Origin of the sequence: Stenotrophomonas maltophilia, assembly GCF_047782825.1 — a bacterium.
Classification (GTDB): domain Bacteria; phylum Pseudomonadota; class Gammaproteobacteria; order Xanthomonadales; family Xanthomonadaceae; genus Stenotrophomonas.
This window is the reverse complement of record NZ_CP180589.1, coordinates 945,924-962,984: the sequence shown is the minus strand read 5'-3', so window position 1 is coordinate 962,984 and position 17,061 is coordinate 945,924. Positions and strand designations below refer to the sequence as shown.

At 66.1% G+C, this 17,061-nt stretch carries 16 protein-coding genes; 1 reads left to right on the top strand and 15 read right to left on the bottom strand.

Translation table 11 applies throughout. From position 1 onward, the window contains the following. Nucleotides 1-276: 276 nt before the first annotated feature. From ACM2ZB_RS04455 to ACM2ZB_RS04385, 15 genes are all read right to left on the bottom strand, one after another. Nucleotides 277-1,518: a flagellin gene (locus tag ACM2ZB_RS04455; RefSeq protein ID WP_416057608.1), complete on the bottom strand. Its 1,242-nt coding sequence runs from the start codon at nucleotides 1,516-1,518 to the stop codon at nucleotides 277-279. A gap of 92 nt (nucleotides 1,519-1,610) precedes the next feature. Next, a complete protein-coding gene (locus ACM2ZB_RS04450; RefSeq protein ID WP_416057607.1) occupies nucleotides 1,611-2,768 on the bottom strand; it encodes a flagellin in 1,158 nt (385 codons plus the stop codon). A 72-nt stretch (nucleotides 2,769-2,840) separates the two neighbouring features. Further along, nucleotides 2,841-4,061, bottom strand: a complete 1,221-nt coding sequence (locus ACM2ZB_RS04445) for a flagellin (protein ID WP_416057606.1) — start codon at nucleotides 4,059-4,061, stop codon at nucleotides 2,841-2,843. A 391-nt stretch (nucleotides 4,062-4,452) separates the two neighbouring features. Further along, nucleotides 4,453-5,655: a flagellar hook-associated protein FlgL gene (gene flgL, locus ACM2ZB_RS04440; protein WP_313440350.1), complete on the bottom strand. Its 1,203-nt coding sequence runs from the start codon at nucleotides 5,653-5,655 to the stop codon at nucleotides 4,453-4,455. Further along, nucleotides 5,652-7,532, bottom strand: a complete 1,881-nt coding sequence (gene flgK / locus ACM2ZB_RS04435) for a flagellar hook-associated protein FlgK (protein WP_416057605.1) — start codon at nucleotides 7,530-7,532, stop codon at nucleotides 5,652-5,654. Before flgK ends, flgL begins: the two co-directional genes overlap by 4 nt. Before the next feature lie 8 nt (nucleotides 7,533-7,540). Then, nucleotides 7,541-8,749 (bottom strand): glucosaminidase domain-containing protein, encoded by a 1,209-nt coding sequence (locus tag ACM2ZB_RS04430; protein ID WP_416057604.1) that lies wholly within the window; start codon nucleotides 8,747-8,749, stop codon nucleotides 7,541-7,543. Nucleotide 8,750: 1 nt separating this feature from the next. Next, nucleotides 8,751-9,893, bottom strand: a complete 1,143-nt coding sequence (locus ACM2ZB_RS04425) for a flagellar basal body P-ring protein FlgI (RefSeq protein WP_416057603.1) — start codon at nucleotides 9,891-9,893, stop codon at nucleotides 8,751-8,753. A gap of 2 nt (nucleotides 9,894-9,895) precedes the next feature. Further along, a complete protein-coding gene (flgH, locus tag ACM2ZB_RS04420; protein WP_416057602.1) occupies nucleotides 9,896-10,588 on the bottom strand; it encodes a flagellar basal body L-ring protein FlgH in 693 nt (230 codons plus the stop codon). Between the two features lie 22 nt (nucleotides 10,589-10,610). Next, a complete protein-coding gene (gene flgG / locus ACM2ZB_RS04415; protein ID WP_313440359.1) occupies nucleotides 10,611-11,396 on the bottom strand; it encodes a flagellar basal-body rod protein FlgG in 786 nt (261 codons plus the stop codon). 103 nt (nucleotides 11,397-11,499) lie between these two features. Then, nucleotides 11,500-12,249, bottom strand: a complete 750-nt coding sequence (locus tag ACM2ZB_RS04410) for a flagellar basal body rod protein FlgF (protein ID WP_416057601.1) — start codon at nucleotides 12,247-12,249, stop codon at nucleotides 11,500-11,502. A 32-nt stretch (nucleotides 12,250-12,281) separates the two neighbouring features. Continuing rightward, a complete protein-coding gene (gene flgE / locus ACM2ZB_RS04405) occupies nucleotides 12,282-13,505 on the bottom strand; it encodes a flagellar hook protein FlgE (protein WP_313440361.1) in 1,224 nt (407 codons plus the stop codon). Between the two features lie 32 nt (nucleotides 13,506-13,537). Continuing rightward, nucleotides 13,538-14,221, bottom strand: coding sequence for a flagellar hook capping FlgD N-terminal domain-containing protein (locus tag ACM2ZB_RS04400; protein ID WP_313440362.1), 684 nt, complete (start codon nucleotides 14,219-14,221; stop codon nucleotides 13,538-13,540). A 23-nt stretch (nucleotides 14,222-14,244) separates the two neighbouring features. Beyond that, complete coding sequence (flgC, locus tag ACM2ZB_RS04395) at nucleotides 14,245-14,652, bottom strand: flagellar basal body rod protein FlgC (RefSeq protein ID WP_079221843.1); 408 nt, start codon at nucleotides 14,650-14,652, stop codon at nucleotides 14,245-14,247. A gap of 3 nt (nucleotides 14,653-14,655) precedes the next feature. Beyond that, the gene (gene flgB / locus ACM2ZB_RS04390) at nucleotides 14,656-15,051 is read right to left on the bottom strand and encodes a flagellar basal body rod protein FlgB (protein WP_108765130.1); all 396 of its coding nucleotides are present in this window, start codon (nucleotides 15,049-15,051) and stop codon (nucleotides 14,656-14,658) included. Between the two features lie 150 nt (nucleotides 15,052-15,201). Further along, nucleotides 15,202-16,146, bottom strand: a complete 945-nt coding sequence (locus tag ACM2ZB_RS04385; protein ID WP_416057600.1) for a chemotaxis protein — start codon at nucleotides 16,144-16,146, stop codon at nucleotides 15,202-15,204. 220 nt (nucleotides 16,147-16,366) lie between these two features. Here ACM2ZB_RS04385 and flgA point away from each other — a divergent pair, with 220 nt between their 5' ends. Then, on the top strand, nucleotides 16,367-17,023 hold the full coding sequence (gene flgA / locus ACM2ZB_RS04380; protein WP_416057599.1) for a flagellar basal body P-ring formation chaperone FlgA: 657 nt from the start codon (nucleotides 16,367-16,369) through the stop codon (nucleotides 17,021-17,023). Nucleotides 17,024-17,061: the final 38 nt, after the last annotated feature.

The window sequence follows — 17,061 nt, the reverse complement described above, 5'->3', positions numbered from 1 at the left end:
GTGCGGGTGGGTTCACCGCAGGCTGCCAGGGGTCTGCAAAAAACCCTCCCCCAAGGCAGGGGAGGGATCAGGCTACTGACAATCGGGGGGAGACGAAGCCGCCCGGTACGTGCAGTCAAAATACAGCGCTGAAAGAGAGGTCCGCAGGGGCGGGCGATGCCAAGCCGGTTCGGGAATTTCCCGGGCCGGGCATGGCCCGCACCTGTGAGCGCCGTGGTCTTCCGGTGCCGCTACCGTCGGTTCGTTCCGACGGTAGCGGCGCCTTCTTGCCGTGGATCAGCGCAGCAGGCTGAGCACGCCCTGCGGTACCTGGTTGGCCTGGGCCAGCATGGCCGTACCGGCCTGCTGCAGGATCTGGGTACGGGTCAGTTCGGCGGTTTCCTTGGCGAAATCGGTATCCTTGATGCGGCTACGCGATGCCGACAGGTTTTCCGTCGAGGTCTGCAGGTTGGCGACAACCGAGGTGAAGCGGTTCTGGATGGCGCCGAGGTCAGCGCGGGTGCTGTTGATCGAGTTCAGCGAATTGTCGACGATCTCCAGAGCCTTCTGCGCGCCTTCTACGGTGGAAATGTTGACAGAAGACAGGACGCTGGCAGTAACGCCGGTCATGGTGCCGCCGTTGGTGCTGGATTCTTCCAGGCCGATGTTGCCGAAATCGGCATCGACGGCGGTGGCGCCGGCGGTGACCGGGCCGCCAGCGGCCAGTGCGAAGGTCTGTCCATCCTTCACCGACGAGAGGCTGATGACGCCCTTGTCCACGCTTGCCATCACGCCGGTTTCGCCCAGCTTGGAGTTGATGGCAGCTGCAGTCGCCTTGGAAATGGACTCGCCGGCCTTGACTGTGATGTCACCGATGTTGATTGCGGTTGCCGTGCCACCCTTCGGGGTAACCGAGACCTGCAGGCCGGTGAACTTGGTGTCGGCGGTCGCCAGATCTTCGTTCACTCCGGCGGTGGCGGCATCATCCAGCGCCGTGCCCTTGTACGCGACGGCGAAGGTGGAGTTGCCCAGCGAGGCGGTCTTGGCGTCGACCACCTTATCGATGGCGATGGCTTGGCCGGCGTTGGCGCCTACCTGGAACAGCTGGCTGGAGAAGGTGCCGTCCAGCAGCTTGGTGCCGTTGAACTCCGACTGCTTGGCGACGCGGTCGATTTCCGAAACCAGCTGGGTCACTTCGGCCTGCAGCGCCTTGCGGTCGCTGTCGGAGTTGGTGGCGTTGGCAGCCTGCACCGACAGTTCGCGGACGCGCTGCAGGTTGTTGCCGATTTCGGTCAGCGAACCTTCGGCAACCTGGGCCAGCGAGATGCCGTCGTTGGCATTGCGGATGGCGACGTCGGTACCGCGGATCTGGGTGCCGAAGCGCTCCGAGATCGCCAGGCCGGCGGCGTCGTCCTTGGCGCTGTTGATGCGCGAACCGGAGGACAGACGCTGGATGGTGGTAGCCAGCGAGGAGCCGCTGGTGCTCAGGTTGCGCTGAGCATTCAGGGACATGGTGTTGGTGTTGATGACTTGTGCCATGGTGCTGTTCCTTTGGCGGAGGTGGAGCGTGATTCAGGTTCAGAATCCGGGCGCCGGCTCAGCCAGCGCCCGGAGATCGATCAAGGTGCGGATCAGCGCAGCAGGCTGAGCACGCCCTGCGGTACCTGGTTGGCCTGGGCCAGCATGGCCGTACCGGCCTGCTGCAGGATCTGGGTACGGGTCAGTTCGGCGGTTTCCTTGGCGAAATCGGTATCCTTGATGCGGCTACGCGATGCCGACAGGTTCTCCGTCGAGGTCTGCAGGTTCGCAACGACCGAGGTGAAGCGGTTCTGGATCGCACCAAGGTCGGCGCGGGTGCTGTTGATGGAGCCCAGGGCCTTGTCGACGATTTCCAGGGCCTGCTGAGCACCCTTGACCGAGGTGACGTCCAAGCTCTGCACGACGCTGCTGGTTGCCGTCGCAGCGGCGGTGGTGGTGGCTGCGGTCAGGCCGCTGCCGGCCACAGTTCCGCCGACGACCAGATCCTTCTCGGCCTTCACCGAGCTGAGCACGACCTGATCCTTGTTGGCACCGCCGACCGAGGCGTAGACGCCGGTTTCGCCGATCTTGGCGTTGATTGCGGTGGTCAACGACTTTGCGATTTCCACGCCGGTGGCGCCGGTCTTGTACTCGACCTTGTCAATGGCAATGCTGTTGATGGTCAGGCCAGTAACCGAGCCGTCGGCGGCTGCCGCGGTGATCACCGCACCGGTGACGTCAGCAGCGAACTTGGTGGTGCCCAGCGAGCCAGCCTTGGCGTCAACGGTCTTGTCGATGGCGATGGCCTGGCCGGCATTGGCGCCCACCTGGAACAGCTGGCTGGAGAACGAACCGTCCAGCAGCTTGGTGCCGTTGAACTCGGACTGCTTGGCGACGCGGTCGATTTCCGAAACCAGCTGGGTCACTTCGGCCTGCAGCGCCTTGCGGTCGCTGTCGGAGTTGGTGGCGTTGGCAGCCTGCACCGACAGTTCGCGGACGCGCTGCAGGTTGTTGCCGATTTCGGTCAGCGAACCTTCGGCAACCTGGGCCAGCGAGATGCCGTCGTTTGCATTGCGGATGGCCACGTCGGTACCACGGATCTGGGTGCCGAAGCGCTCCGAAATCGCCAGGCCGGCGGCGTCGTCCTTGGCGCTGTTGATGCGCGAACCGGAGGACAGGCGCTGGATGGTGGTAGCCAGCGAGGAGCCGCTGGTGCTCAGGTTACGCTGAGCATTCAACGACATCGTGTTGGTGTTGATGACTTGTGCCATGAGGAGAGGTCCTTGAGCGGTTGCACGTGAGTTGGGTTAGACGCCTCCGACGTGCTTCGGAGGCGGCTCATGTCAGCGCTGCAACAGGCTGAGCACGTTCTGCGGTACCTGGTTGGCCTGGGCCAGCATGGCCGTACCGGCCTGCTGCAGGATCTGGGTGCGGGTCAGTTCGGCGGTTTCCTTGGCGAAGTCGGTATCGCGGATGCGGCTGCGCGATGCGGACAGGTTTTCCGAGGAGGTCTGCAGGTTGGCGACCACCGAGCTGAAGCGGTTCTGGATGGCGCCGAGGTCGGCGCGGACGCTGTTGACCGATTCCAATGCCTTGTCGACGATGGACAGGGCCTTCTGCGCGCCTTCGGCGCTGCTGACGTCCAGATCCTTGACGAAGCTGCTGGTGACGCCGGTCAGGTTGCCGCCGTTGGTGCTGGACTGGGTCAGGCCGACGTTGGCCAGGTCGGTCGGGACCGCACCGGTGACGGTGGAGACCGGGCCGGCGGTGCCCAGGGTGAAGGTCTGGCCATCCTTGACCGAGCTGAGGCTGATCACCCCGGCGTTGACCTTGGCCAGCACGCCGGTTTCGCCGATCTTGTTGTTGATGGCGGCGGCGGTGGCGGCGCTGATCGATTCACCCGACTTGACCGAGATATCACCGATGTTGACGGTGGTGGCGCTGCCGCCCGGCGGGGTGACGATGACCTGCAGCTGCGAGAAGGTGGTGTCTGCGGCGGCCTTGTCGGTGCCCAGTGCGGTGCCGACGAAGGCGTTGGCGAAGTTGGCCGCGCCCAGCGCATCAGCCTTGGCGTTGACCACGCTGCTGATGGCGATGGCCTGGCCGGCGTTGGCGCCCACCTGGAACAGCTGGCTGGTGAAGCTGCCGTCCAGCAGTTTGGTGCCGTTGAAGTCGGACTGCTTGGCGACACGGTCCACTTCCGAGACCAGCTGGGTCACTTCGGCCTGCAGGGCCTTGCGGTCGCTGGAGGAGTTGGTCGCGTTGGAAGCCTGCACGGCCAGTTCGCGGATGCGCTGCAGGTTGTTGCCGACTTCGCTCAGCGAGCCTTCGGCGACCTGGGCCAGCGAGATGCCGTCGTTGGCGTTGCGGATGGCCACGTCCAGGCCGCGGATCTGGGTGCTGAAGCGCTCCGAGATCGCCAGGCCGGCGGCGTCGTCCTTCGCGCTGTTGATGCGCAGACCGGACGACAGGCGCTGGATGGTGGTGGCCAGCGAGTTGCCGCTGGTGCTCAGGTTGCGCTGAGCGTTGAGCGACATCGTATTGGTGTTGATTACCTGTGCCATGGGGTCGTCTCCTCTTATATGGAACCCGTTGGTGAATGAAACGAAGCGCCGCCTGATTTTTTTGTTTGGCTGTGTGCTTCGCCGTTGCCAAATGAATAACGGCGCTTTGTCAACAACCTTTAGGCGGGAATTTCGTTACGACCGTAATTCTTCGCTTGAGGCTGTTTTTCAGGGGTTTTCCGCGTCCGCCGCAGGGCGGGGTGGGACCCCGGAACGGGCGGCCGGGGTGAGCCCGACCAGCGCCATAAGTGATATCGGCGCTTATTGGCGAAGCTGAACGGCGATCTGCTTCGGCCGCGCAGAGCTGCCGGAGGCGCACGAAAAAGGCCGCGATGCAGGGCATCGCGGCCTTCGGGTACGCCAGATTGAGGGGGGCGGGGCCCCGCCCGGGTCAGCCGATCTTGTTGAACAGCGACATCTGCTGCATCTGCGCAAACAGCGTCTGTGCGGCCTGCAGTGCGGTGTTCTCCAGCTGGTACTGGCTCAGCGCGTCGGCATAGTCCAGGTCGCGCATCTGCGACAGGGTGGTCTTCAGGGTCACCCCGTTGGATTCACGCATGTCCGCGGCGTTGTCCAGCGCCTTCAACTGCGCGCCACCCGATGCACGGGCATCGATCATCCGCTCAGCGGCGCGGGCCACGTCGCGCAGGCTGCTCTGCAGGGCATTCTGCTGTACGGCCAGCTTGGCCGGCGTGCCCGTATCGGTTTCCAGTGCACCGATCAGCGAATCCAGCGTGCCGAAGATATCGCGGCTGCTGGATGGGGTGACCGAGAAGCTGTCACCGGCCGCCGGCTTGCCATCGATGTGCATGCGCACGCCGTTGACCACCAGGTCATCGCCACTCTTCATGGTGCCGGTGCTGACCACGGTGCCACCGGCGTCCAGCACTTCGTACTGGTCGGCGGCGGTGAAGCGCACACTGAAGGACTGCCCGTTCCAGTTGTCGGTGCCGTCGCGGGTGATGTTGGTCAGCACGCCGGTGCCGGTGTTGCCGGCCGCCGGGCCACCATCGACGAAGCCATCGCCGGTGGGGATGCGCAGGAAGATCTCGCTGCCGGGCAGGGCATCGCGCACATAGGTATCCGGGCCCACTTCCACCTGGCGCTGGGTCTGGTCGCCGGTGTAGACCACGTTGCCACCCACCTGTGCGAACGGCGGGTCACCATCGTTGGTGCCGCCGAACAGGTAACGGCCGGTGCCGTCGCTGGAATTGGCCAGCGACAGCAGGTTGTCGCGGATCGCCTTGATTTCGGTCACCATCGACTGCTTGTCGGCTGGTGCCAGCGCCGGGTTGTTGGCGTAGATGGTCAGCTCGTTGATGCGGCCCATCATGTCGCCCACCTGCGCCAGGGTGTTTTCCTGCACGCCCAGGCGGTTCTGCACGTTGCCGGCATTGAGCTTCATGCGCTCCAGCGCGGCCAGGCTGCGGTCCAGGCCCACCGCGGCGCCGGCGTTGACCGGGTCGTCCTTGGCGGTGACGATCTTGCTGCCGGTGGCGATCTGCTGTTCCAGGTGGCTCAGCTTGGCCTGCTTGGCCATCATCAGCGCCACGGACTGGCTGAACATCATTCCGGTGGAGATACGGCTGCTCATCGGCGCACGGCCCCCAGGATGGTCTGGAACATGTTGTCGGCAGTGGAAATCAGCTGCGACGCGGCCTGGTAGGCCTGCTGCAGGCGCAGCATGTCGGCCGCTTCCTCATCCAGGTTCACTCCGGACACTTCATCGCGGGCGGTCTGCGCCTGGTCGGTGATGACCTGCTGCGCGCCCAGCGAATATTCGGCCGAACGGGCCGCCGCGCCGACCTGGGTGGTCAAGCCGCCCAGTGCGCCGTTGAGGGTGACGGTGCCACCGTTGAAGGACTTGGCATCTTCCACCTTGGACAGCTTGGTGGCGTTGCTGTTGTCCGACGAGCCGGCCGGGGTGGGGGTGATGTTGAAGGTGTCGCCGGTCTTGGGCGCACCGTCCAGCACGAAGCTCCAGCCGTTGGCACTGATGGTCTGGCCCGGCGTGTAGGTCTGCGGTGCACCGCCATCGATGGTGTAGGTGGTGGCCGAGGTGAAGACGATCGCGGCCGGGTTGCGCAGGTTGGCGTTGTTGGCGTTGGTCACGGTCACTCCGCTCAGCTTGCCGGTACCGGTGTTGGCCAGCGCGGCCGCGCCCTTCACCGCAGCCGCGGCGGCGATGCGCGACGGATCGGTGATCGCCACTTCCAGGCTGCCGGCCACGCCGGCGGTGGGCTGCAGCAGGAAGCGGTCGTTGGTGGCCGGGGTACCGCCCACCACCAGCTGCACGCCGTTGATCACCAGCGGGTCGGCGGCGGTGCCGGTGCCGGTCAGAGGCACGCTGGTGCCGGTGTCCGAACGGCTGGCCAGCCAGTTAGTGCCGTCGTACTTCAGCACGATGTTCTGCGCATCCAGCTTGGAGATATCGCCATAGGTGGCGGTGAGGGTGGCGCTGCCGGTGTTGCTGGCATTGCCGGTCACCCGCGGGTCGCCCAGGTTGAAGAAATCACCGCCCATCTGGCCATACAGGTCCACGCCCTGGCGATGGGTGCTGTTGAAGGTTTCGGCCAGGCCCACGGCCAGCTTGCCCAGTTCGGCCTGGGCCGGGGTCAGCACGGTATCGCGGAATTCCAGAAGGCCGCCGATCTGGCCACCCACGGCCTTCGGGTCCAGGGTGATCGTGCCGCCCTGGGTCTGCAGCGCAAGCTGCAGGCGTTCGGGCTGGTACGGGTCGGCCACGGTGGTGACCTTGGACGCGGTGGTGCCCACCACCAGCGCGTTGCCGCCGGCGGTGTAGACATTCATGATGCCGCCGTCCTGGATCACCGCGGTGCCGCCGGTGTAGCCGATCAGCTGCGAAATGAGCTGGTCGCGGCGGTCCAGCAGGTCCGGTGCGGCGTTGGCGATGTTGGTGCCGATGGCACCATTGATCTGCGCGATTTCCGACGCCAGGCGGTTGACCTCGGTGGCACCGGCCATCAGGCCGTTGTTGACCTCGCCATTGAGGTTGTTCAACTGCGTGTTGAGCTGGCTGAAGCGGTTGGCCAGGGCCTTGGCCCCGTCCAGCATGTTCTGCCGGTCGGCGCTGCCGGCGGCATTGGAAGACAGGCCGCTGACGCTGTCGAAGAAGTTCGACCAGACGCCGGCCACGTTGGTGGCGGCATCGGAGAACAGGGCATTGACCCGGTCCGCCATGCCCGACAGCTGCTTCAGGCGCGCCAGTTCGCCGCTGCTGTCGAGCAGGCGGGAGATCGCCAGCTGGTCGGCGGCGCGGCGGATGTCAACGATGCGGGTGCCGTTGCCAACATCGCCATACCCGTGGTTCTGCGGGGTGGCGGTGGCGAAGTCGACCTTCTGCCGGCTGTAGCCGGGCGTGTTGATGTTGGCGACGTTATGGCTGGTGGTCGCCAACGCACGCTGGAAGGCGAGCAGGGCACTGGTACCGGTGGAAAGGACGCTGGACATGGGGTTCCTCAACGACGGGTGATACCCAGCGCCGCGGTTGCGGTGCTGGCGAAGGTCTGGCCAAGGCGCGTGCCGGCGTTGGCCACGGCGGCCACGGCGCGCTCGATGGTCGGGCCGCCGGCGATCGCGGCGATCTTGGCCGCGTAGCCCGGATCGGTGGCATAACCGGCGCGCTGCAGGCCGCGGGCGAAGCCCTGCACATCGGTGCCGGCCTGCAGGGCCTGCTGGTAGCGCGGGCTGGTCTTCAGCAGGCGCACGTAATCGGCGAAGCTTTCGGCCGGGGTGCTGTAGGCACGGAAGCTGGCGGTTTCATTGCGGCGCACGCCATCGACATATTCGTGGGTGCCGGCCACGGCGCTCTGGCCCTTCCAGCCGGTGGCCTTGATGCCGAACAGGTTGTGCGAAACGCTGCCGTCGGCATGCTTGATCTGGCGCTTGCCCCAGCCGGTTTCCAGCGCGGCCTGGGCGACCAGGGCGCGGGCGTCCACGCCCAGTTCCTTCGCCGCGCTCTGCGCGTGTTCCCAGATGCTGGCAACGAAGCCTTCGGGGGTGTGTGCGCCCAGCTGGGCCACGGCGGTGCGGGTGGCCAGGGCATCGGCTGCGGTGCCGGTGCTGCCACGGTTGCTGGCGGTGGGCGCCCACTGGTCGTTGTTGGCAGCCCAGTTGGTCCCGCCGATGCTGCTGGCATACGGATCATCGGTGCCCAGCGAGCGGTGCATGCCGCTGCTTTCGCGGCCGGCGATCAGGTCCAGCGCCTGTTCCATCGGCGCCAGCGCCGGTGAAGCCATCGCCTGAGCACCATCCTGCACGCCCGCGGCCATCTGCTGCAGCATGCGCACGGCCTGGCTGGCGTCGTCCAGGGGAATGGACGGGGCGGCGGCAGGCGCGTTCAGCTGGTAGGCACGGCTGGCCTTGGCCGGGTCGACGCGGGTATCCAGCGCCGGGCCATCGCCCTGCTGGCCGGACAGCTGGCGGGTGATCATCGCCGACAGGCCCAGGCCCTTGCCGCGGGTCATCGCCTCGGCGATCTTCTGGTCGTACATCTCCCGGAACATCTTGTTTTCACCGGGGAACAGCGAATCGCCGAAGCTGGCATCACGCATGCTCTTGACCAGCATCTGCGCAAACTGGCCTTCCAGCTGCCGCGCGACCTTGTCGATCCTGGCCGGGTCGGTCTGCTGAGCAGGATTCAGGTCGAAGGCGGGATTGATGCGCATGTCAGATCACCTCGAGTTCGGCGCTCAGTGCGCCGGCCTGCTTCAGTGCTTCCAGGATCGCGATCAGATCGCCCGGTGCCGCGCCCACGGCGTTCACCGCATGCACGATCTCATCCAGGGTGGTGCCGCCGGCGAACTTGAACATGCGGCTGCCATCGTTGGTGGCGGTTACGGTCGACTGCGGCGTGGCCACGGTCTGCCCGCCGGCGAAGGCGTTGGGCTGGCTGACGTTGGTGTTTTCCTGGATGGTGACGGTCAGCGAGCCATGCGAGATCGCCGCCGGCCCCACGCGCACCTGCTGGCCGATGACCACGGTGCCGGTGCGCGAATTGACTACCACTTTGGCGGGTGCGCTGCCCGGGGTCAGTTCCAGGTTCTCGATGCGTGCCAGCAGGCCGATGCGCGCGCCCGGGTCGGACGGCGCGGCCACGGCCACGGTCACGCCATCAACGGCACGCGCGGCGCCTTCGCCGAAGGCGTTGTTGAGCGCGGCCACCATGCGCGACACGGTGGTGAAATCGTTGTTGTGCAGGTTCAGGGTGATGTCGCCGCCATTGGCCAGCGGGTCGGGCAGGGCGCGTTCAACGGTGGCGCCGTTGGGAATGCGGCCCACGCTGGGCACGTTCACCGATACGCGCGAACCATCCTTGCCCTGTGCACCGAAGCCACCGACGATCAGGTTGCCCTGGGCGATGGCGTAGATCTGGCCGTCGGCGCCGCGCAGCGGGGCCATCAGCAGCGAACCACCGCGCAGCGACACGGCATTGCCGATAGAGGACACGGTGATGTCGATCGGCTGGCCCGGCTTGGCGAACGGCGGCAGCTCGGCGTGGATCGCCACGGCGGCCACGTTCTTCAGCTGCGGGTTGACGTTGGCTGGCACGTTCACGCCCAGCTCGCCCAGCAGGTTCTTCAGGCTCTGCACGGTGAACGGTGCCTGGCTGGTGCGGTCGCCGCTGCCATCCAGGCCCACCACCAGGCCGTAGCCGACCAGCGCGTTGCCGCGCACGCCGCCCACCTGGGCCAGATCCTTGATGCGCTCGGCGCTGGCCGGGAAGGCAGCGGCGAGGACCAGAAACAACGATGCGCCGAGCGACGCCGCGCGCCGCTGCAGGAAATATCGGAATGAAATCTTCATGGCCATACTCAGAACGGCGTCAGGCCGGAGTTGAAGAAGCGGCTCAGCCAGCCCATCGCGTTGGACTGCGCCACTGGGCCGCGGCCGCCGTAGACGATGCGGGCTTCAGCCACGCGGCTGGAAGGAATGCTGTTGTCCGCGGCGATGTCACCGGGGCGCACGATGCCCTGCACCTGCACCAGTTCGTCGCCCTGGTTCAGCCGCAGGTTCTTCTGCCCCTGCACCACCAGGTTGCCGTTGGGGAGGCGCTGCACCACGGTCACCGTCACGCTGCCCTGCAGGCGGTTGCTCTGCGCGCTGTTGCCCTTGCCGGTGAAATCACGCTTGCCTTCCGCCGTGGCGCTGAGGATGTCCTTGCCGCCCAGGGTGACCGGTGCACCGAAGATCGACGGCGTGCCGATGCTCAGGTTCGATTCCTTGTTGGTGGCCGTGTTCGCGCTGGTGGTGGCGGTGGTGTTTTCCAGCAGGGTGATGGTCAGCAGATCACCCACATCGCGTGCGCGGCGGTCCGAATACAGCTGCAGGGTTGGGCCGGCGGCATAGATGGCGCCAGCGGTCGGCGCGGCCTGCGGCGGCATGATCGGCTGGATCGGGGCCATGGCCGGGTAGGGGCGCACGTCGCCGGCGATCACGCAGCCGCCAAGCAGGGCGGCCACGGCGCAGGGCAGGGCGATGCGGGCAAGTTTGGAGAGGGGCGACATGGCGGTATCCCGGTTGCGGCGATCAGACGTTCTGGTTCAGGTAGCCCAGCATCGCGTCGGTGGTGGAAATCGCCTTGGCATTCATTTCGTAGGCGCGCTGGGTTTCGATCATCGACACCAGCTCTTCCACCACGTTCACGTTGCTGCCTTCCAGCGAACCCTGCACCACGTTGCCCAGGCCGTTCAGGCCGGGGTTGCCGTTCTGCGCCGGGCCCGAAGCCGTGGTTTCCAGGAACAGGTTCTCACCGCGGGCCTGCAGGCCGGCCGGATTGACGAAGTCGGTCAGGGTCAGCGCGCCCACTTCCACCGAGGCGGCGTTGTCGGCCATCTTCACGCTGATGGTGCCGTCGCTACCGATGGTGACCGACTGCGCGCCTTCGGGAATCTGGATGCCCGGCTGCACCGGGTAGCCGCTGTTGGTGACCAGCTCGCTGTCCTGGTTGATCTTGAACGAGCCATCACGGGTGTAGGCCGAGCTGCCGTCCGGCATCTGCACTTCAAAGAAGCCGCGGCCGTTGACCATCACGTCCAGGGCGCGGCCGGTCTGCTGCTGGCTGCCCTGTTCGAAGTTCTTGGCGGTGGCGACCACGCGCACGCCGGTACCGATCTGCAGGCCGGTCGGCAGCTGGGTCTGCGCCGACGACGAACCGCCGGGCTGGCGCACCTGCTGGTACAGCAGATCCTCGAAGCTGGCGCGGTCCTGCTTGAAGCCGGTGGTGTTGGTGTTGGCGAGGTTGTTGGAAACCACCGACATGCGCATCTGCTGCGCATCCAGTCCGGTTTTCGCGATCCACAGTGCCTGGTTCATCTTCGAAGTCCTGTCTGGGTGAAGCCGGCCGCGCGGTGCGGCCCTTGGGGGAGGTGGTGCAAGCGGCGTGCCAGCAGCGGTGGCTGCCGGCGCCGGAATTACGTCAGCTGCCCAGGCGCAGCAGGCTGTTGGCGCTGCGTGCGTTGTCGTCGCCGTGCTTGATCACCTGCACCTGCATTTCGTACTGGCGCTGCAGCTGGATCATCTGCACCAGCGCGCCCGCGGCATCGACATTGCTGCCTTCCAGCTGGCCGCTGTGCACCGTCGGCCCCTGTGCCTGGGCAAAGGGCTGCTGCGGGTCGGTATTGCGGAACAGGCCATCCAGGCGGCGCTCCAGGCGCTCGTCGGGGGCCTGCACGATCTTGATCCGGCCGATCATCGCCATGGTCTGCGGGCCTTCGCCCTGCGGGATGATCGAGATCGTGCCGTCGTTGCCCACTTCCATCGCCTGGTAGGGCGGAATGGCGATGGGGTTGTTGTTGTCGTCCAGCACTGGACGGCCGCTGGAGGTCACCAGCTGGCCGTTCGGGGTGACCGACAGCGCGGCGCCACGGGTGTAGGCCTCGCTGCCGTCGGTGGCCTGCACGGCCAGCCAGGTGCCTATCTGCAGGGACAGATCCAGCGGCTTGCCGGTGATGTGCTGCGCGCCGGGCACGCGGTTGAAGCCGGCGTCGACGTGCAGCGCATCCACCCGCGATGCAAAGCCCGGCCCACGGATCGGGAAGGCTTCGGTGTTGGCCAACGCTTCCTTGAAGCCGGGGGTGTCCGAATTGGCGAGGTTGTGGCTGAGCGTGCCCTGCGCCTGCAGGGAGGCGCGGGCACCGGTCATCGCCACGTAAAGGGCTTTATCCATGCGGGTAGTTCCGTGACAGGGTCAGCAGGTCATCAACGGATGTTGATGACGGTCTGGGTGATCTGGTCCTGCGTGGTGATCATCTGTGCGTTGGCCTGGAAGTTGCGCTGGGCCACGATCATGTTCACCAGCTGCTCGGTCAGGTCCACGGTGGACGATTCCAGGGCGCCGGCCTGGATCTTGCCCAGGTTGGAGGTATCCGGCGCGCCGGTGCGCGGGGTGCCCGAATCGAAGGTTTCCACCCACAGGTTGTTGCCCTTCTGTTCCAGGCCCTGGGTGTTGTTGAAGGTGGTCAGTGCCACCTGGCCCAACGGCTTGTCATCGCCGTTGGAGTAACGGGCGAACACCACGCCGCTTTCCGAAACGGTGATCTCGTTGAGCTTGCCCGCGGCGTAGCCATCCTGCTGGGTGTTGCGCAGGGCGAACTTCTCGCCGTACTGGGTGGAACCGGACACGTCCAGGGTCATGTTCAGCGCGCCAGCGCCGGTGGGCGGGGTGAAGGTGCCCAGGCTGATCTGGCCGTTGGCCGGCACCGTCAACTTGCCGGCGTTGTCGAAGGTCAGGTTGGTCGGGGTGCCCGCGGCCACGCCGTCGACATAGTTGTGCACGCGCCACTGGTTCACGCCGGGCAGCTTTTCGAAGTACGACACCTGGGTGTGGCTGACGCCCAGCGAGTCATACACGGTGATGCCGCCGCTGGAGTGGCTGTAGCTGTTGGAATCGGTCGGGTCGAACGGGCTGACCGTCGGCACCTTGGCGTTGGCCGGCAGGGTGAAGCCCACCTTCACTTCGCTGGTCTGCTTGGGCGGGCTGTCGGTGGTCAGCAGCTGCAGGTCGACCAGGCGGCCGGCATCGAAGTTGGTGCCGTCGGCATTGGGTGCGAACACCTGCAGGCGTGCACCCTGCGGGTTCACCACGAAGCCGGCCGGGTCGGTCTGGAAGTTGCCGGCGCGCGAGTACACGCGTGCGCCGTTCATGTTCATGGTGAAGAAGCCTTCACCGGAAATGGCCATGTCCAGGCCGCGACCGGTCTGCTCGTTGTTGCCCTGGATGAACTGCTGGGCCACGTTGGACACGCGCACGCCCGAGCCGATCTGGTTCTTGGCCAGGCCGTAGCTGGTGGCCGAGAACAGATCGGCGAATTCGCTGCGCGATTCCTTGAAGCCGGTGGTGTTGGCGTTGGCGACGTTGTTGGCGGTGACGCTCAGGTCCGAGTTGGCGGCGTTGATGCCGGACAGGGAAATGTTGAAGCCCATGGGAATGCTCCTGGTAAAGGCGGGTGTGCGGCTCAGCTGACGCGGAGCACGTAGTCGATCGGGGCCGTGCCCAGGCCCTTGAGGTTCAGGTACAGACCGTCGGAGCCGACGGTCACGCTTTCCACCGGTGCCTGCACGTAGGTGGACAACTTGGTGCTCTTGCCAGCGGTGTCGACGTGGTTGGCGACGATGGAGTACTTGCCCGGCGCCATGCGGTTTCCGTTGGCATCCTTGCCATCCCACTGGAACGCCACTTCACCGGCGGCCTTGGCTTCGACGCTGATCGAGGTGACCTTGGCGCCGTTGGCATCGGTGACATCGACGGTGACGATGCCGGCAGCGGGCGCGGCGACCGTGCCGCTCACATCGCCTTCCTTTTCCAGCACCAGCTTTTCCGAAGGCACCAGCACTTCGTGGCCGACCAGTGCGGCGCCACGCAGCACCTGGTCGCTGGCCATCGACTCCTGGAAGCCCTTGACCGTGGTGTTGAGGTCGGTGATGCCCTGCACGGTGGACATCTGCGCCATCTGCGCGACCATCTGCGTGTTGTCCATCGGCTTCAGCGGATCCTGGTGCTGCAGCTGTTCGGTCATCAGGCGCAGGAAATCGGCCTGGTCCAGCGTGTTCTTCTTCTTGGTGTTGGCGCTGTTGGGGGCGTTCAGGCCGAGTGCGGCGTAGACGTCCTGGTTGGTCTGGTTGTTGACGGCAGTGGTCATGGCGGTGTCCGGTACAGCGGGCCTCAGCGGCCCATGGTCAGGGTGGCCAGGGCCAGTTCCTTGGCGGTGGTCAACATCTCCACGCCGGCCTGGTAATTGCGCGAGGTGGAAATCAGGTTGACCATCTGCGCCACCGGATCGACGTCGGGCTGGTAGATGTAGCCATCGGCGTCGGCCAGCGGATGGCCGGGCTCGTAGCGCTTGATCGGCGCCGCGTCGCTCTGGGTGATTTCCTTGACCTTCACCGAAGTGATGTTCGGGTCGGTCTTGCTGGTGACCGCCTGGAAGATCGGTTCCAGCGGCTTGTACACCGCGTCGGCAGAGCCGGCGATGCTGTCGGCGTTGGACAGGTTGGAGGCGATGGTGCTCATGCGCACCGACTGCGCCTGCAGCGCGGAGCCGGCGATATCGAAGATCGGCAGGTTGCTCATGGCTTATTGCCCCGTGATCGCGGTCAGCATGGAACGGACCTTGCTCTCGACGAAGCTGAGCGAGGCACGGTATTCCAGCGCGGCGCGGCCATAGGCGGCACGCTCGGCATCGGGGTCGACGGTATTGCCGTCCAGGCTGGGCTGGACGCCCTCGCGGGCCACCTGGAACGGGTTCAGGCCACTACTGATTTCGTAGTGCTGCTCGTTGGTGGTGGTCATCAGGCCGTTGGCATCGAGCCCCTGGGCGTTGCGCAGGGCGGCATCGAAGTCCAGGTCCTGGGCCTTGTAGCCGGGGGTATCGGCATTGCCCAGGTTGCTGGCGATCAGCTTCATCCGCTGTTCGCGCAACGGCATGGCCTGGGCATGGACACCCAGGTAGTCGGTAATCAGGTTGCGCACGGTGCACTCCCACGGGAACGTTGCCCTGGAAGCTGCAAGGGATGTGCCAAACGGAGCAGGGGTCAGATCCCCGCAGGGGCTCTGACTCCTCAGGGGCAGGCAGAGGGCGCGGGGTCAGAGCCCCTGCGGGGATCCGACCCCGGGGCGGCCCTACGCCGCCATCGCCACCTTGCGCAGGCGGTCCAGCACGAAGTCGGCCAGCTCGTGCGGCGAGTACTTGGCCACGAAGGCATTGGCGCCCACGCGTTCGACCATGGCGTTGTTGAAGACGCCCGACAGGGAGGTGTGCAGCAGCACGTACAGCCCGGCCAGGCCTGGGTGGCGCCGGATTTCCGTCGTCAGCGTATAGCCGTCCATGGCCGGCATCTCGATATCGGAAATGACCATGGCGTAGCGTTCGGCCGGGTTTTCACCCGAGGCATGGATCTGCAGCAGGTGGTCCAGCGCCTGCTTGCCATCGGACAGCAGGGTGGCGCCCACCCCCAGCTGGTCCAGCACGCTGCGGATCTGCTGGCGGGCCACGCGCGAATCGTCCACCACCAGGACCTGCAGTTGCGGGGCGTCGGAGGGCATGGCCATGGCCGGGTCCAGCACGGCCTCGCCACGCACCTGGGCGATGTCGGCCAGCACGCTTTCCACGTCGATCACCTGGATCAGCTCGCCCTGGAAGCGGGTCACCGCGGTCAGGTAGCTCGATTCAGCGCCCAGCTCCGGCGGCGGGTGGATGTCTTCCACCGCGATGTTGACGATGCGTTCCACCCCGCTCACCAGGAAGCCCTGGATGGAGCGGTTGAACTCGGTCACCACCAGATAGCCCGGCGCGGTATCTGCATCCGGCTCGCGCTCGGGGTGGCCGATGGCCAGGCCCAGGTCCAGCACCGGCACCGAGCGGCCCCGCACATCGGCCACGCCAGCGAACTGGCTGGGCAGACCGGGTACCTGGAACAGCTCCGGGCGGCGCAGGACTTCCTGCACCTTGAAGACATTGACGCCAAAAAGCTGACGTCCGCCTAGACGGAACAGCAGCAGCGCCAGGCGATTGTGGCCGGCCAGTCGGGTCCGCTGGTCGATCCGGTTGAGCAGGTCATGGGACATGGACGCTGTATCGGCGTGCTGGGCGCCGAACTTGAGCGCTTTGTGGCGCCGGGCCGTGCTGGACCTGCCTTTGTAGAGTCGAGCCATGCTCGACTGCATTGTTCCGAACGGCCAGTCGAGCATGGCTCGACTCTACAAGAGCGGCAGTCGAGCATGGCTCGACTCTACTGGCACACCCCTTGCACGCACCCGGGCCAGGTCTTACCGATAAGGAGGCGCCATGCGCCGGATCACATCCCTGATGGCCATCGCCCTGGCGCTGGCCGCACCCTGGGCCAGCGCCGCTGACTGGCAGCCGGTCGCCAGCATCCGCACTGCGGCGCTGTCCACCCTGGCTGCCGGCACCGAGGGCGAAGCCGTGGTGGCCGACGCCCTGCGCCTGCCGCGCTGCGGTGCCCCCCTGCAGGTGCAGCCCACGGCCAACACCACGGTGGAGGTCAGCTGCCCCGATGCCGGTGGCTGGCGCCTGTTCGTTCCGGTGAAGGTGCGCCGCAACCAGGCCGTGCTGGTGCTGACCCGTGGCATTGCCACTGGAGAAACGCTCGGTGCCGCCGATATCAGCATTGCCCAGCGTGACGCTGCACGTATCGCCGGGGCCGTGCTGTCCGACCCCGCCACGGCGGTGGGCCGCATTGCCCGGCGCCCGTTGCAGGCCGGAACGCTGCTGTCGGCGAACGATCTGGTCACCCAGCGTCTCATCAAGCGAGGAGACAATGTGGCCCTGGTCTCGCGGCGTGGCTCGGTAGAAGTACGCATCGCCGGCCGGGCCATGGGCGATGCCGGTGAAAACGAGCGCGTCTCGGTGGAAAACCTGTCCTCCCGCCGTATCGTGCAGGGGACGGTGGACGCCAGTGGTGACGTAATCGTGGCGCGTTGAAAAAGTAAGAGATTTCCCTAAAGATCACGGCCCTGCGG

Excerpts from the sequence above, each read along its gene's own strand:
- flgC (WP_079221843.1), bottom strand. The coding sequence starts at position 14,652 with ATGAGCAACCTGCCGATCTTCGATATCGCCGGCTCCGCGCTGCAGGCG.
- ACM2ZB_RS04445 (WP_416057606.1), bottom strand. The coding sequence starts at position 4,061 with ATGGCACAGGTAATCAACACCAATACGATGTCGCTCAACGCTCAGCGC.
- ACM2ZB_RS04410 (WP_416057601.1), bottom strand. The coding sequence starts at position 12,249 with ATGGATAAAGCCCTTTACGTGGCGATGACCGGTGCCCGCGCCTCCCTG.
- ACM2ZB_RS04400 (WP_313440362.1), bottom strand. The coding sequence starts at position 14,221 with ATGACCACTGCCGTCAACAACCAGACCAACCAGGACGTCTACGCCGCA.
- ACM2ZB_RS04455 (WP_416057608.1), bottom strand. The coding sequence starts at position 1,518 with ATGGCACAAGTCATCAACACCAACACCATGTCCCTGAATGCTCAGCGC.
- flgE (WP_313440361.1), bottom strand. The coding sequence starts at position 13,505 with ATGGGCTTCAACATTTCCCTGTCCGGCATCAACGCCGCCAACTCGGAC.
- flgK (WP_416057605.1), bottom strand. The coding sequence starts at position 7,532 with ATGTCCAGCGTCCTTTCCACCGGTACCAGTGCCCTGCTCGCCTTCCAG.
- flgG (WP_313440359.1), bottom strand. The coding sequence starts at position 11,396 with ATGAACCAGGCACTGTGGATCGCGAAAACCGGACTGGATGCGCAGCAG.
- ACM2ZB_RS04385 (WP_416057600.1), bottom strand. The coding sequence starts at position 16,146 with ATGTCCCATGACCTGCTCAACCGGATCGACCAGCGGACCCGACTGGCC.
- ACM2ZB_RS04450 (WP_416057607.1), bottom strand. The coding sequence starts at position 2,768 with ATGGCACAAGTCATCAACACCAACACGATGTCGTTGAATGCTCAGCGT.
- flgH (WP_416057602.1), bottom strand. The coding sequence starts at position 10,588 with ATGTCGCCCCTCTCCAAACTTGCCCGCATCGCCCTGCCCTGCGCCGTG.
- ACM2ZB_RS04430 (WP_416057604.1), bottom strand. The coding sequence starts at position 8,749 with ATGCGCATCAATCCCGCCTTCGACCTGAATCCTGCTCAGCAGACCGAC.
- ACM2ZB_RS04425 (WP_416057603.1), bottom strand. The coding sequence starts at position 9,893 with ATGGCCATGAAGATTTCATTCCGATATTTCCTGCAGCGGCGCGCGGCG.
- flgA (WP_416057599.1), top strand. The coding sequence starts at position 16,367 with ATGCGCCGGATCACATCCCTGATGGCCATCGCCCTGGCGCTGGCCGCA.
- flgL (WP_313440350.1), bottom strand. The coding sequence starts at position 5,655 with ATGAGCAGCCGTATCTCCACCGGAATGATGTTCAGCCAGTCCGTGGCG.